Origin of the sequence: Litorihabitans aurantiacus, from assembly GCF_030161595.1 — a bacterium.
In the GTDB taxonomy this organism is placed as follows: Bacteria; Actinomycetota; Actinomycetes; order Actinomycetales; family Beutenbergiaceae; genus Litorihabitans; species Litorihabitans aurantiacus.
In genome coordinates, this window is record NZ_BSUM01000001.1 from 586405 (window position 1) to 600983 (window position 14579).

General features: G+C 73.5%; 10 protein-coding genes. 9 read left to right on the top strand and 1 reads right to left on the bottom strand.

What is annotated here, in order from left to right:
• Positions 1 to 94 precede the first annotated feature (94 nt).
• From QQK22_RS02785 to QQK22_RS02815, 8 genes are all read left to right on the top strand, one after another.
• On the top strand, positions 95 to 1618 hold the full coding sequence (locus QQK22_RS02785) for an ABC transporter permease (RefSeq protein WP_284249231.1): 1524 nt from the start codon (positions 95 to 97) through the stop codon (positions 1616 to 1618).
• A gap of 146 nt (positions 1619 to 1764) precedes the next feature.
• Positions 1765 to 2688, top strand: a complete 924-nt coding sequence (locus QQK22_RS02790) for an ABC transporter permease (RefSeq protein ID WP_284249233.1) — start codon at positions 1765 to 1767, stop codon at positions 2686 to 2688.
• Positions 2688 to 4445 (top strand): ABC transporter ATP-binding protein, encoded by a 1758-nt coding sequence (locus tag QQK22_RS02795; protein ID WP_284252512.1) that lies wholly within the window; start codon positions 2688 to 2690, stop codon positions 4443 to 4445. Before QQK22_RS02790 ends, QQK22_RS02795 begins: the two co-directional genes overlap by 1 nt.
• A 25-nt stretch (positions 4446 to 4470) precedes the next feature.
• Entirely contained in the window at positions 4471 to 7206 is a 2736-nt protein-coding gene (locus tag QQK22_RS02800; protein WP_284249234.1) for an FtsX-like permease family protein, read from the top strand.
• A gap of 68 nt (positions 7207 to 7274) precedes the next feature.
• Complete coding sequence (locus tag QQK22_RS18475; RefSeq protein WP_348525625.1) at positions 7275 to 7667, top strand: FtsX-like permease family protein; 393 nt, start codon at positions 7275 to 7277, stop codon at positions 7665 to 7667.
• Positions 7664 to 10486: an FtsX-like permease family protein gene (locus QQK22_RS02805; RefSeq protein ID WP_284249235.1), complete on the top strand. Its 2823-nt coding sequence runs from the start codon at positions 7664 to 7666 to the stop codon at positions 10484 to 10486. Before QQK22_RS18475 ends, QQK22_RS02805 begins: the two co-directional genes overlap by 4 nt.
• Positions 10483 to 11511 (top strand): ABC transporter ATP-binding protein, encoded by a 1029-nt coding sequence (locus QQK22_RS02810; RefSeq protein WP_284249237.1) that lies wholly within the window; start codon positions 10483 to 10485, stop codon positions 11509 to 11511. The genes QQK22_RS02805 and QQK22_RS02810 overlap by 4 nt, the downstream gene beginning before the upstream one ends.
• Positions 11468 to 12130 carry an ABC transporter ATP-binding protein gene (locus QQK22_RS02815; RefSeq protein ID WP_284249238.1) on the top strand — a complete coding sequence of 221 codons (663 nt, stop codon included), beginning with the start codon at positions 11468 to 11470 and terminating at the stop codon, positions 12128 to 12130. The genes QQK22_RS02810 and QQK22_RS02815 overlap by 44 nt, the downstream gene beginning before the upstream one ends.
• Positions 12131 to 12138: 8 nt before the next feature.
• Here QQK22_RS02815 and QQK22_RS02820 read toward each other — a convergent pair whose 3' ends face one another.
• The gene (locus tag QQK22_RS02820; protein WP_284249239.1) at positions 12139 to 12408 is read right to left on the bottom strand and encodes a DUF6458 family protein; all 270 of its coding nucleotides are present in this window, start codon (positions 12406 to 12408) and stop codon (positions 12139 to 12141) included.
• A gap of 241 nt (positions 12409 to 12649) precedes the next feature.
• Between QQK22_RS02820 and typA the strand changes: the two genes are divergently transcribed.
• Positions 12650 to 14578 carry a translational GTPase TypA gene (typA, locus tag QQK22_RS02825; protein ID WP_284249240.1) on the top strand — a complete coding sequence of 643 codons (1929 nt, stop codon included), beginning with the start codon at positions 12650 to 12652 and terminating at the stop codon, positions 14576 to 14578.
• The last annotated feature ends 1 nt before the right edge of the window (position 14579 follow it).

Consider the following 14579-nt stretch of genomic DNA (forward strand, 5'->3'; position numbering starts at 1 on the left):
ACTCGAGCGACCGGTCCGGTCGGCGCCCGCGCCGGGCGCGTCTAGAGTGGTCCAGCGCCTGAGCGTGCGACCCCCAAGTCGAAGGGCCCACCCCGTGATCAAGTTCATCCTCAAGCGGCTGGGGATCTCGTTCCTCGTGCTGCTCGGTGGATCCGTCCTGATGTTCTACCTGACGGTCACCGCGGACGATCCGCTGAAGGACTACTACGAGTCGAACGACCCGAACCGCGACCAGATCATCGCGGCCATCACCCAGCGTCTCCAGCTCGACGAGCCGTGGCCGGTGCGCTACTGGGACTGGCTGACGGGCGTCGCCGGCTGCGTCGGGCCCGGGGTGTGCGACCTCGGGCAGAACATCAACGGCGCGGAGGTCAGCACGCTGCTGGCGAACGCCGCGAGCTCGACCCTCCGCCTCGTCACCATCGCGACGGTCCTCGCGATCGTCGTCGGCATCGTCGTCGGTATCGTGACCGCGATCCGCCAGTACTCGGGCCTCGACTACGTCGTGACGTTCCTGACGTTCCTCTTCTTCTCGCTCCCGGTCTTCTGGGCGGCCGTGCTCCTCAAGGAGTTCGGCGCCATCCGCTACAACAACTGGATCGCCGACCCACAGATCTCACCGGTGCAGGCGATCGTGACGGGACTGATCCTCGGACTGATCCTCCAGTCCGTGCTCGGTGGATCCTGGAAGCGACGGCTGGCGACCGGCGGGGGGACCGCCGTCTTCGTCGTCGCGGCCCTCCTCTACTTCACCAGCGTCGGCTGGTGGCGGGCGCCCGCGCTCGGGATCGGCATCGTCGCCGTCGTCTCGATCGCCGCAGCCGTCGGACTCACCGCGATCTTCGCCGGACTCGCGAACCGCCGCGTGCTGTACGCCACCCTCACCACGGTGGGCGTCGGGATCATCGCCTACTTCGCGGTGAGCCCGCTGCTGGCCGCCCCGTCGCTCCTGACTCTCGTCGGCCTGCTGGCCGTGGCGATCGTGGTCGGCCTCGTCTCGGGCTACTTCTGGGGCGGGTACTCCAGCCGCCGGGCCGCGATGGGCCTGTCGGTCGTGACCGCTGTCGTGATGGGCCTCCTGATCGTCGTCGACCGCATCGTGTACGCCTGGGCAGGCTTCCTCGGGATCAAGTCCCGCCCGATCTCGACCATCGGTTCCAACACGCCCAATTTCCGCGGGGACTACTGGGAGACGATCCTCGACAACGGCACCCAGCTCCTGCTGCCCACGATCCTCCTGACGCTCATCTCGATCGCGAGCTACTCGCGCTACACGCGCGCGTCCATGCTCGAGACGATGAACCAGGACTTCGTGCGCACGGCGCGCTCCAAGGGTCTCTCGGAGCGCGTGGTCATCGTGAAGCACGCGTTCAGGAACGCCCTCATCCCGATCACGACGATCGTCGCGTTCGACTTCGCGGCCCTCATCGGCGGCGCGGTCATCACCGAGACCGTCTTCGGCTGGAAGGGCATGGGCGAGCTGTTCCGCACCGGTCTCGACGCCGTCGATCCCGCCCCCGTGATGGCGTTCTTCCTCGTCACCGCCCTTGCCGCGATCGTGATGAACATGCTGGCCGACATCGCCTACGCCTTCCTCGACCCGCGGATCCGGAGGTGAGGCGCGTGAGCACCACGTTCGTCCCCACCCCCGCAACGCAGATCGGAGCCACCGATGAGTGAGCGCGAGAACGAGTCGCAGGCCCCCAAGGGGAGAGCCTGCTGCCGGGCGAGGAGCGCGACGCGCCCAGCCCGGTTCCCGGTGGCATGGTCGGGCTCCTGCCCGACGGGCCCCAGAAGTCCTACAGCCAGGCGCAGCTCATCCGGCGGCGGTTCTTCCGTCACCGCGGCGCGATGGTGGCACTCGCGGTGCTGGTCTTCATCACGCTGCTCGCCTTCACCTCGATCGGCATCGGCCCGATCCCCGGCTGGTGGGACAAGAACTTCACGAGCACCGGCCCCTCGATCGACGGTGGTCGGCCCACCCTCGGTTGGTTCACCATCGGCGAGCACCCCTTCGGCCAGGACACCGTGGGTCGCGACTTCTTCGCGGCGACGATGCGCGGTACGCAGATCTCGCTGATCATCGCGTTCGCGGTCGGCATCGGCTCGACGATCATCGGCACCGTGATCGGGGCTCTCGCCGGCTACTTCCGCGGCTGGGTCGAGTCGATCCTCATGCGGCTGACCGACCTGCTCATCATCATTCCGCTGCTCGTGCTGGCCGCGGTCATCGCTCGCCGCGCGAGCGACGCCGGTATCTGGGGACTCGTCGTCGTGCTCGCGATCGTGACCTGGACCTCGCTCGCCCGCCTCGTGCGGGGCGAGGTGCTCTCGCTTCGCGAGCGCGAGTTCGTCTCGGCGGCCCGAGCCATCGGTACCCACCCGCTACGGATCATGTTCCGACACATCCTCCCGAATACGGTGGGCGTCATCATCGTCTCAGCGACGTTCTCGATCTCTGCGGCGATCCTGCTGGAGAGCTCCCTGAGCTTCCTCGGGTACGGCGTCCAGGCCCCCGACGTCTCCCTCGGCCTGCTGATCAGCGACTACCAGAACGCCTTCACGGTCCGCCCCTGGCTCTTCTGGTTCCCCGGCATGTTCATCCTCGCGATCGCGCTGTGCGTCAGCTTCATCGGTGACGGTCTGCGCGATGCCTTCGACCCCCGTCAGAACAGGAAGGGCGAGTGATGGCCCGCTTCGGCAAGCGCCCCGCGGCAGTGGGGGCAGCCACCGGTACGGACGAGGTCACGACGACCGACGTCACCGCCCCGGTGCTCTCCTTCTCCAACCTGGACGTCAAGTTCGGCACCGAGTTCGGCACCGTGCACGCGGTCAAGGGCATCGACCTCGAGGTGCGCCCCGGCGAGGTGCTCGCGCTCGTCGGGGAGTCCGGCTCCGGCAAGTCGGTCACCTCGATGACGGCGCTCGGCCTCCTGCCGCGCAACGCCAGCATCACCGGCGACATCACGGTGGCCGGCAAGAAGGTCGGCGAGCTCAGCCCCGCCGGCCTGCGCCGCATGCGGGGCAACGACGTCGCCATGGTGTTCCAGGAGCCCATGACGGCGCTCAACCCGGTGCTCACCGTCGGCACGCAGCTGACCGAGTCGCTCGAGCTCCACGGCGTCGCCTTCGGTCGCGACGCGGAGAAGCGGGCCGCCGAGCTGCTGACCATGGTCGGGATCCCCGACGCCGAGCGCCGCCTCAAGCAGTACCCGCACGAGTACTCCGGCGGTCAGCGCCAGCGCGTGGTGATCGCGATGGCCATCAGCTGCGACCCCAAGGTGATCGTCGCCGACGAGCCGACCACGGCCCTCGACGTCACCGTCCAGGCCGAGATCCTGGACCTGCTGCGCTCGCTGAAGACCGAGCTCAACACCGGCATCCTGCTCATCACCCACAACATGGGTGTGGTGGCGGACATGGCCGACCGCGTCGCCGTCATGCTCAAGGGCGACCTGGTCGAGACCGGACCGGCGAGCGAGGTGCTCACGCGGCCGACGCACGACTACACCAAGAAGCTGCTCGCCGCCGTGCCGCACCTCGGGGCGCGCGCGGCGGAGGTGGCGGAGCCGTCTCGCGACGACACCGCCGCGGCACCCGCCATCCGCGTCGACAACCTGGTCATCGAGTACCAGCGCACCGGCAAGGCGCCGTTCCGGGCCGTCGACGACGTCTCCATCACGGTGAACAAGGGCGAGATCGTCGGCCTCGTGGGGGAGTCGGGCTCGGGCAAGTCCACGATCGCCCGCTGCGCGCTCGGTCTCATCCCGGCGAAGTCCGGCACGATCGAGATCCTCGGCGAGGACCTGCTGAAGCTGCGCGGCAAGCAGCTCAAGGGCCTGCGCCGTCGCATGGGTGTGGTCTTCCAGGACCCGGCCAGCTCGCTCAACTCCCGGCTGCCGATCGGTGACTGCATCAGCGAGCCGCTGGACGTCCACAAGATCGGCGACGCCAAGTCTCGCAAGAACCGCGTCATGGAGCTGCTCGACGCCGTCGAGCTGCCGCGCAACGTCTACAACCGCTACCCGCACGAGCTCTCGGGCGGTCAGCGCCAGCGCGTCAGCATCGCCCGCGCCCTCACGCTCGACCCCGAGCTCCTGGTCGCGGACGAGCCGACCTCGGCCCTCGACGTGTCGGTGCAGGCGAGCGTGCTGGAGATGTTCACGACGCTCCAGCGCGAGTTCGAGTTCGCGTGCCTGTTCGTGAGCCACGACCTGGCGGTCATCGACATGCTCGCCGACCGCGTCGTCGTGCTGCAGAACGGGCAGATCGTCGAGCAGGGCGAGCGCACCCAGGTGCTCCAGCACCCGACGCAGGAGTACACGCGCCGTCTCCTCGCCGCGGCCCCGGTCCCGGACCCCGCCGAGCAGCTCGCGCGGCGCCAGGCCCGGTACGCGCTCATGAAGGAGCTCGGGGACTCCTCCAACGAGCTGCACGTCGTCTAGGCGGCGCTGACGGGGCGGGCGGCGGATGAGGTTCACGTGGCAGCGCAGCCGCGCGAGGGCGACCATGGTCGTCGCCCTCGCGGGGCTCGTCGCCCTCGTGAGCGCCACGCTGCTCGCCTCGTTCACGTTCGTCGCCCAGGCCTCGGCCGCCGTCTCGGCCCAGGAGCTGCGGGCGGCGGACGGCGCCGCGGGCGTCACCGTCGTCCAGACCAGGCTGGAGGCCGACCGCGACGCCCAGGCCGAACGCTTCGAGGAGCTGCTGCGGCGCGAGGTCGGCGACGTCGTCGCCCCCGTGACGACGCTGGTGGGCGAGCCCCTCACCCTCACCTCGCCCGACGGCGCGTTCCCCACCTCGCGTACGTCTCTCGTGCAGGCGGAGTGGGTGGTGGAGCACGCCGACCTCGTCACCGGCGAGTGGGCCGGCGCCACATCCGGCACCCCGTCCGGCACCGCGTCCGGGGACACGATCCCCGTCACCCTCCCCGAGGTGGCCGCCGCCGAGCTCGAGGTCGAGGTCGGTGACCTCCTCCTGCTCGGCCGCGAGGCCGACACCACCGCCGAGATCGTGGGCACGTGGGCGCCGCGCGTCCCCGGGGACCCGCGCTGGTTCGCGTTCGCGTCCTCGGAGGTGTCGGGCGGCGTCGCCGCGGCCGGGCCGCTCCTGACCGCCGACGTCGAGGCCGCCGGCGGCCGCCCCTTCGTGCGCTGGAGCGTCGTCGGCTCGGGCGCCGACCTCGACCTCGCGGCGCTGACCCGGGCCGCATTCGGACTCGCCGGCCTGGCCGACGCCGTCGCCGCCGACGACGAGCTCGCGCCCCAGGGCGTCACCAGCTCGGGCGGCCTCGCCACCACGGTCGAGGAGCTGCGCGTCGCAGCCGAGGCGGCCCGCACGGTCTGCGGCGTCGCCCTCGTGCTGCTCGCCGTGATCGGCGCCGTCACCGTCTCCCAGGTCGCCCGCCTCCTCGCGCAGGCGCGCGCGGGTGAGACCGCCATCCTCGCCGCGCGCGGTGCCGCCCCCGCGCAGCTGCACCGCCTCGTGTGGGGAGAGGCGGCGGTGTGCGCGGTCGCGGGCACCGGGATCGGCACCGTCGCCGGCCTCGCGCTCGGTCGGGTGCTGCCCGACGGCGGCGACTCCTCGACGGCCGTCCTCGCCGCCCCCGTCGCGCCGCCGGCGTCGGCGGTCATCGGCGCGATCGGCGTCGGCCTCGCCGTCGCGATCGGCTGGACGCTGGTCATCGGCGCCCCCGGGGCGGGTGCCCTGCGCGGCGCCGGCGGGCGGATCTCCACCGGCGACTCGGGCCGCGTGCGGCGCGCGGCCCGCTCCGGCGTCGCCCTCCTGCTCGTGGGCGCGGCCGCCGTCAGCGTGTGGCGCTTCGCCACGACGTTCGCCGGTCCGGCGGAGCGTCGCACGGCGCTCGACCAGGTCGTGGCGGTCGGAGCCCCCGGCCTCCTCACGCTCGCGCTCGCCGTCGTCGGGCTCGTCGTGCTGGTCCCGGTCTGGAGCGCGCTGGAGCTGCTGGCCGCACGAACCAGACGCGCGGGCACCGCGCTCGCGCTCCGCTCGGTGGCGCGCCGCCGCACGGTTCTCGGCGTCCCCCTGCTCCTGCTGGTCGTCGCCGTCGCGACCTCCGTGGTCGCCTCCGGGTACGCCGGGTCGACGACGACGGCGCGCGCCCTGGTCGAGGACACGCGCGTCGGCGCCGACGCCCGCATCGGCTACGGCGGCGCGAGCGTCGTGACCGCGCGCAACCCCGCCCGCACCGCGCAGGACGTCGCGGCGGTCGACGGCGTCGACGCGGCAGCGCTCGCCCGCACGCTGGAGGGCGGCGCCGGAGAGGTGGACCTCACCGTGCTGGCCCTGCCGGGTGCCGGGGCGAGGGAGGTGCTGCGGGGCGGCACCGCCTCGGCCGACGCGCTGGCGGATGCGATCACGACCGGTGTCGATGCTGATGCCGCCGACAGCGCCGACGCCGCCGCCGACGCGGCTCCCGCGCGCGTCGCCCCCGGGACCCTGACCGTGACGGCGCAGCTCGCCTGGGGCGCCGACGCCGACCTGATCGGCTCGCGCGCCGAGCGTGGCGCCCTGCCCGGCACGCTCGGCGGGCTCGTCTGGCTCGGCGGTGCGGGCGGCGAGGTCGCGCGGCTCGAGCTCACCACGGCCGACGTCGCCGACGCCGACCAGAGCGTCGCCCTGACCGCCGAGGTCCCGGCCGGCGACTGGAGCCTGCTGGGCGTGGACGTCGCCGTCTCCGAGGGGACGCTGCGCGGCTGGTGGGGCTTCGTGGACGTGGTCCTCGACTCCGTGACGGGCGAGGACGGCCCCGTCGCGGGCGACTTCTCGCACCTCGCCGGCGAATCGCGCGAGTCGGGAGCCCGCGCCGAGGGCCTGGGCGGTACCGGCGGAGCTGCGACGGCGCGGTTCACACCGCCGGTCCCCACCCCCTCCCGCTCGTGGTCACCACCGCCCTCGCGGACTCGCTGGCCGTCGACGACGGCGACGCCTTCACGCTCACGATCGCCGGCACCGAGGTCGACGCGCGGGTCGCCGCGATCACCGACCTCCTGCCCGGTGCGCTGGACGCCCCGGCCGTGCTCGCGGACCTCCCCGCGCTGCAGCGCGTGCTGGTCTCGCAGCGCGTCCCGGTCGACGGTCCCGACGAGATCTGGGTCGCGTTCGGGCAGGACGGCGACGGCGGAGCCACCCGCTCCGACGCCGTCGCCGCCCTGCGCGAGCAGGTCCGTGAGGACTCCGGCACCCTGACCGTCTCGGGCGCGGGAGCCTCGGCCGGCACCGCCGTCGCGCAACCGGTCTTCCTCGCCGTCGCGGCGGTGGCGACGCTGCTCGCCACGATCGGGACCCTCGCGGCCGTCACGGTGCTGACGCGCCTGCGACGAGGTGAGGTGATCGCGCTGCGGGCCGCCGGGGTGCCCGGTCGCACGCAGGCCCGCAGCCGCCTGCTCGAGACGCTCGTGCTCGGTGCCGGCGCGCTGCCGGTGGGGCTCGCCGTCGGCCTCGTGGTGGCGGTGGTCACGATGCCGACGCTCGTGCGCCTCAGCGTCGTCGGGCTGGCCGACTACGCCTCCCCGCTGCGGCTGGACGCCCCCGCCCTCGCGGCGGGACTCGTGCTGGCCGCGCTCGGCACGCTGCTCGCCGCGGTCGGCTCCGCGCGCCGCGTGCGCGTGCAGCACGCCGACACCGAGCACCGGGAGGAGACCCGATGAGCTGGTGGCGGCTCTCGCGCCGGGCGCTGGGCGCCCAGCGCGGTGCGGTCGCGCTCGTGGTGGTCGTGGTCACCGTCCTCGCGCTCGCCGTGACCGTCCTGCCGCGGTTCGTGGCCGCGTCCCAGGCCGATCAGGTGCGCCACCGGCTGTCCGACGTCTCGCCGCAGCTGCGCGACCTCGTCGCGACACCCGGTCCGGGCGCGTTCGACGTCCTCGCCTCCGGGGTCTCCGGCCTGCCCGTGACGCCGGAGGAGAACCTCGCGGGCTGGGACGCCGTCACCGCGGGCCTGGCGGCCGTCACCGAGGACGTGCCCCCGCCCCTGCGGGACGTGATCGGCGCACCCGGGGTGACCGCGGAGCTCGAAGCCGTGTCGATCCCCGTCAACCCGGCGATCGACGTGCGCCGCCCCAGCCTCACGCTGTCGGGCGACCCCGGCGTCGCCGACCGCGTCGAGATCGTCGACGGCGCGGCGCCGGCCCCCGTCCGCTGGGACCCGGACACCGCGGTGAGCACCGGCGGGCTGCTCCCGGTCGAGCAGCAGCCCGATCTCGAGGTCGAGGTCATGCTCGAGGAGTCCTCGGCGCAGCGGCTCGCGCTCGCGGTCGGCGACCGGGTCAGCGTGGCCAACCTCGTCTACGACGTCACCGTCGTGCTCGCGGGCACCTACCGCGTGCGCGACGCCGAGGACCCCGCCTGGGCGCACGTGCCGACGGGTGCCGGCCCGAGCGTGCTCGAGGACCTCAACCTCGGCACGGCCGTGAACGCGCGCGCCTACGTGGCCCCCGACGGCTGGTTCGCCACCGTCGCGGCGCTCGGCCAGCTCTCGGAGTGGTCGCTGTTCTACCCGGTCGACGTCGACGCGATCCGCGAGGGCGATCCTCGCGTCATGGCGTCGCAGCTGCGCGGGCTGACGGCTCAGATCGTCGAGGTCCCGGCACCGCCCGGGTCGGACCTCCCCGCGTCCCTGCTCCCGCGGATGCGTCTGTCGACCGAGCTCGCCGCGCGGGTCGACGCGGTGGCGGGGGAGAACGCGGCCGCCGCGAACATCGTGGCGCTGGTGGCGGTCGGCCCGCTCGGCGTCGCGGTCGCCGTGCTCGCGCTCCTGACCCAGCTCCTCATCGACCGCCGGCGTCCCGCGCTCGCGATGCTGCGCGCCCGCGGCGCGGCGCCGTCGCGGCTGCGGACGGTGCTCGGCCTCGAGGCGCTCGCGATCGCGCTGCCCGCCGCGGCCCTGGGCTGGGGCGTCGCGACGGCGGTGCTGGGTGGGGTGCTCGGCCCACCCGAGCGGTGGAGCCCGCTGCAGTGGGCGCCCGCCGCCGCTCTCGCCCTGGTGCCCGCCGCGGTCGCGGTCACCTCGCGGCTGCCCACCGGGCTGCGCACTCGTCGCCGCGACCTGGCCGTGGGCGGGGTGGTGCGCGACGTCGTCGTGCTCGCCGCGGCGGGGCTCGCGCTGTCCCAGGTGCTCGGTGTCGCCCCCGGCGCGATCGCCGACACGGGTGACCCGCTGCTCGTGGCCGCCCCGCTGCTGGCCGCCCTGGCCGTGACGGTCCTCGTGCTGCGTCTCTACCCGGTCGCGGCGCGGGCCGCGCACGCCGCGCTGCGCGGCGGCCGGCACCTGTCGGCCTTCCTCGGGTCGGCCCGCGCGGTGCGCGACCCGGGCGCGACGTTGACGTCGGTCCTCGCCGTCGTGGTCGGCGTGAGCGTCACGGTGTTCTCGGTCGTCACGCTGGCGACCGTGCGCGACGGCGTCGAGCGCGCCGTCTGGGTCTCCTCCGGCTCCGACCTGCGCGTCTCGGGTCCACGGGTGGACGCCGACCAGCTCGAGGCGGTGCGCGCGCTCGACGGCGTCGCCGCGGCCGCGACCGTCGCCGCCGTCAGCCCGGCGATCCTCACGACGCCGACCGCCTCGCAGCGCACGACCCTGTACCTGGTGGACCCGGCCGCCTACGCCGCGGTGACCGCCGACGTCCCCGGATCGGTCGGCGCGGCGCCGGTCGCGGACCTCGCCGACGGCGCGGCGGTCGCGGACGCCGCGTCGGACGCCGCGTCACCGGCGGCCCTCCCGCTGCTGGTCTCGCCGCGCCTGGACGTGGCTCCCGGGACCGACGGGGTCCGCGTGAGCACGGGCGAGAGCGTCGAGGCGCGGGTCCTGACGTCGGGGGACGTGCTCCCGGGAGTCGCGGGCGCCTCCGACACGTGGCTCCTGGCCGCCGCCGCCGCGCTTCCCGAGGTCGCGGCGAGCACCCCCGCCCGCCTCCTCCTCGTCCGCCTCGTCCCCGGCGCGGACGGCGACGCCGTCGCGACCCAGGTCGAGGAGATCACCGGTCCGGCGGGTGTCGAGAACGCTGCCGCGGCGCGCGCCGCGGCCACCGCGACACCGGTGCTGCGTCTGCTCGAGGGGAGCCTCGCCGGCAGCGTGGCGGCCGCTGCGCTGCTCGCGGTCGGTGCCCTCGTGGCGGTGCAGGTCGCGGCCGCGCCGCGGCGGGCGCGGGCCCTGGCGACGCTCCGCCTCCTCGGACTGCGGCGCCGGGGGCTGCGGGCGCTGGCGTGGTGGGACCTCACGCCCTGGGTCGCGCTGTCGGCGCTCGCCGCGCTCGGTCTCGGGGCGCTCACCTCGCGCCTGCTGCTGCGCACGCTCGACCTGCGCTCGTTCACCGGGAGCGAGCAGCCGCTACCGGTCTGGCCCGGGGTCTCGCTTCTCCTCGTCCTGGGCGGCGTCGCGCTCGCCGTCGTGGGCTGCTCGCTGCTCCCCACCCTGCTCTCGTCGCGGCGCGCCGCGACACCCGCCCGTGCCACCACCGCCGAGGAGGACTCATGACCACCACCGGACCGTTCGTGCAGTGCGAGGACCTGGTGCGCATCTTCTCCGTCGACGGGATCGAGGTGCAGGCCCTCCAGGGCCTCAACCTGCGGATCGAGCCCGGCGAGCTCGTCGCGATCGTCGGTGCCTCGGGATCGGGGAAGTCGACGCTCCTGACCATCCTGTCCGGTCTCGATCGGCCGACCGGCGGCACCGCGCGCGTCGCGGGGCTCGACCTCGCCACGATGTCCGCGAGGCAGCGCGTGCAGTTCCAGCGCGAGACGGTCGGGTTCGTGTGGCAGCAGACCTCGCGCAACCTCCTGCCCTACCTCACTGCGCGCGAGAACATCGCCCTGCCGCTCACGCTGGCCGGACGGCGGGCGCGCGGTGGCTCGGGCGGTCGTGGCGCCGACGCCGCACGGGTCGCCGAGCTCGTCGAGCTCCTCGACCTCGGGGACTGCGCCGGCCGGGTGCCGGCCCAGCTCTCCGGCGGTCAGCAGCAGCGGACGGCGATCGCCGTCGCCGTCGCGAACGACCCCCGCCTCCTGCTCGCCGACGAGCCCACGGGCGAGCTCGACGAGGCCGCGTCGGTCAACGTGCTGCGCTCGATGGAGGCGGTCAACGCCGAGCTCGGCGTGACGGTCGTGATCGTGACGCACGACCCCGAGGTGTCCGAGCACGTGGACCGCACGATCCAGATCCGCGACGGTCGGACGTCGCGGGAGGTGCTGCGCCGTACCGAGACCGACGAGGCCGGTGCGCAGCGGCGGGTGGTCGAGGAGTTCGCCGTGCTCGACCGGGTCGGTCGGATGCAGCTGCCGGAGACCTACCTCGAGGCGCTGGACCTGCGCGACCGGGTGCGCCTCGACCTCGAGACCGACCACGTCGAGGTGTTCCGCGACGTGCCGCGCGAGCAGACGCAGGAGGGGAGCGATGAGACACCGTCGCGACGACGAGGCCGCACCCGCCGGGGCCGAGCCGGATCGGGAGCGCCGGGTCGTGCTGCGCGACGTCCACCGCACGTTCTCGACGCCGGCCGGTGACGTCCACGTGCTGCGCGGGCTCGACCTGGAGGTCGGGGCGGGGGAGCTCGTCGTCGTGCGCGGGCCCTCGGGCTCGGGCAAGACGACTCTCCTGAACGTCGCCGCCACCATCGACGCCCCGACGTCGGGCGCGGTCGAGCTCGCGGGTCGCGCCGTCGCCGGTCTGGGCGACGACGCCCTCGCGGACCTCCGGGCCCGCAGCGTCGGCTACGTGTTCCAGTCCTTCGGGCTGCTGCCGGTGCTGTCGGCGGCCGAGAACGTCGAGGTCCCGCTGCGGATGCTTGGGACGGATCCGCGCGAGCGCACCGAGCGCGTGACGGACGCGCTCGAGCGGGTGGGCCTCGCGCGTCACGCCCGCCAGCGCCCCTACGAGCTCTCGGGCGGCCAGCAGCAGCGCGTCGGCGTCGCGCGGGCCCTGGTGACCCGACCCGCCGTCCTCATCGCCGACGAACCCACCGGTCAGCTCGACAGCGCGACGGCGGAGCAGGTGATGGCCCTGATCGCCGACCTGGTGCACACGGGCGGGGTGGCCGCCGTCGTCGCCACGCACGACCCGGCGCTCATGGAGCGCGCCGACCGCGTGCTCGAGATGCACGAGGGGCGGCTGGTCCCCGCGTAGGGGAGCGGTCAGATCTCGTCGCGCCGGACCTCGCGCTCGCTCTGCGTCACCCCACCGGGCGCGCGCGGGTCGCGCACCGAGGTGCGCTCGCTCGTGACCGCGCTGCGGCGGCGGTTGACGATCAGCTCGATGACGAGCCAGACCGCCCCGGCGATCATGAGGATGAGGCCGATCATCGTCAGGTCGACCGCCTCGATCATGTCGGAGACGGCGAAGTAGAGGATGGCGCCGATCACGGCGAGCGCGATCGGTCCTCCGATGCGGGCGGTCCTGGTCATGGCGGATCCTCTCCTGGAAGGGACGGTGCGCGGGGCGACCACGGGTGGTTCACCCCTGAACGAACCACGCTAGGCCTGCCCGGGGTGACCTTGCACGCATCTCGTCGTGCACGGGGTGACGGCACGGCGCCGCCGGGTACCATGGACCCGCGCCACGTCTGGCCGCTCCACCAGCTGTCCCACCCGCACCTCGGTGACAGCCGCGCGCACCACCACCGCCGCCGATGAGATGAGTTCCCGCATGCCCGCTGCCACGCAGCAGAACGCCCTGCGCTCCGACCTGCGCAACGTCGCGATCGTCGCGCACGTCGACCACGGAAAGACCACGCTGGTCGACGCCATGCTCTGGCAGGGCGGCGCCTTCGGCGAGCACGCGCACGTGGACGAGCGCGCCATGGACTCCGGTGACCTCGAGCGCGAGAAGGGCATCACGATCCTCGCGAAGAACACGGCGATCAGCTACCGCGGTCCCGCCGCGGAGGCCGCCGGTCACCCCGAGGGCATCACGATCAACGTGATCGACACCCCCGGGCACGCCGACTTCGGCGGCGAGGTCGAGCGCGGCCTGTCGATGGTCGACGGCGTCGTCCTCCTCGTGGACGCGTCCGAGGGCCCGCTCCCGCAGACGCGGTTCGTGCTGCGCAAGGCGCTCGCGGCCAAGCTGCCCGTGATCCTCGTGGTCAACAAGGTCGACCGCCCCGACTCCCGCATCTCCGAGGTCGTCGGCGAGGCCACCGACCTGCTCCTCGCGCTCGCGAGCGACATGGGTGACGACGCCGACATCGACCTCGACGCCATCCTCGACCTGCCCGTGCTCTACGCCTCGGCCAAGGCCGGCCGCGCGAGCACCGAGCAGCCCGGCGACGGCGAGCTCCCGGACTCCCCGAACCTCGAGCCGCTCTTCGCCACGATCCTCGAGCGCATCCCCGCGCCGTCCTACACCGAGGGTGCGCCGCTGCAGGCGCACGTGACCAACCTCGACGCCTCGCCGTTCCTCGGCCGCCTCGCGCTGCTGCGCGTCTTCAACGGCACCATCCGCAAGGGGCAGACCGTCGCGTGGGCGAAGAAGGACGGCACGCTCGCGAACGTCCGCATCTCGGAGCTGCTGCGCACCGAGGCGCTCGAGCGCGTGCCCGCCGAGAGCGCCGGCCCCGGTGACATCGTCGCCGTCGCCGGCATCGAGGAGATCACGATCGGCGAGTCGCTCGTCGACGTCGACGACCCGCAGCCGCTGCCGCTCATCACGGTCGACGACCCCGCCATCTCCATGACGATCGGGATCAACACCTCCCCGCTCGCGGGCAAGGGCGGCAAGGGCCACAAGGTCACGGCGCGCCAGGTCAAGGACCGCCTCGACAAGGAGCTCATCGGCAACGTCTCGCTCCGCGTGCTGCCGACCGAGCGCCCCGACGCCTGGGAGGTCCAGGGCCGCGGCGAGCTCGCTCTGGCGATCCTCGTGGAGCAGATGCGACGTGAGGGCTTCGAACTCACGGTCGGCAAGCCTCAGGTCGTGACCAAGGAGGTCGACGGCAAGCTCCACGAGCCGATGGAGCACATGACGATCGACGTGCCCGAGGAGTTCCTCGGCGCCGTCACGCAGCTCCTGGCCGCTCGCAAGGGCCGCATGGAGACCATGAGCAACAACGGCACCGGCTGGGTGCGCATGGAGTTCATCGTCCCGGCCCGCGGCCTCATCGGCTTCCGCACGCAGTTCCTCACGGACACGCGCGGCACCGGTATCGCCTCCTCGATCGCGCACGGTTTCGAGCCGTGGGCCGGCACCATCGAGTTCCGCCTGTCCGGCTCGCTGGTCTCCGACCGCTCCGGCGCCGTGACCACCAACGCGCTCATGCTCCTGCAGGACCGCGGCACGTTCTTCGTCCAGCCCACGCAGGAGACCTACGAGGGCATGGTCGTCGGCGAGAACAGCCGCGCGGACGACATGGACATCAACATCACGCGCGAGAAGAAGCTCAACAACATCCGTTCGGCCACGGGTGACGAGCTCGAGCGCCTCACGCCGCCGCGCCTCCTCACCCTCGAGGAGTCGCTGGAGTGGGCGCGCGACGACGAGTGCGTCGAGGTCACGCCCGAGATCGTGCGCATCCGCAAGGTGGTGCTGAACCAGACCGACCGGGCGCGCGCGGCCTCGCGCGCCAAGAAGGCCTGAG

Coding starts and splice junctions, on each gene's coding strand:
- QQK22_RS02790 (WP_284249233.1), top strand. CDS start 1,765: ATGGTCGGGCTCCTGCCCGACGGGCCCCAGAAGTCCTACAGCCAGGCG.
- QQK22_RS02795 (WP_284252512.1), top strand. CDS start 2,688: ATGGCCCGCTTCGGCAAGCGCCCCGCGGCAGTGGGGGCAGCCACCGGT.
- QQK22_RS02800 (WP_284249234.1), top strand. CDS start 4,471: ATGAGGTTCACGTGGCAGCGCAGCCGCGCGAGGGCGACCATGGTCGTC.
- QQK22_RS02805 (WP_284249235.1), top strand. CDS start 7,664: ATGAGCTGGTGGCGGCTCTCGCGCCGGGCGCTGGGCGCCCAGCGCGGT.
- QQK22_RS02810 (WP_284249237.1), top strand. CDS start 10,483: ATGACCACCACCGGACCGTTCGTGCAGTGCGAGGACCTGGTGCGCATC.
- QQK22_RS02820 (WP_284249239.1), bottom strand. CDS start 12,408: ATGACCAGGACCGCCCGCATCGGAGGACCGATCGCGCTCGCCGTGATC.
- typA (WP_284249240.1), top strand. CDS start 12,650: ATGCCCGCTGCCACGCAGCAGAACGCCCTGCGCTCCGACCTGCGCAAC.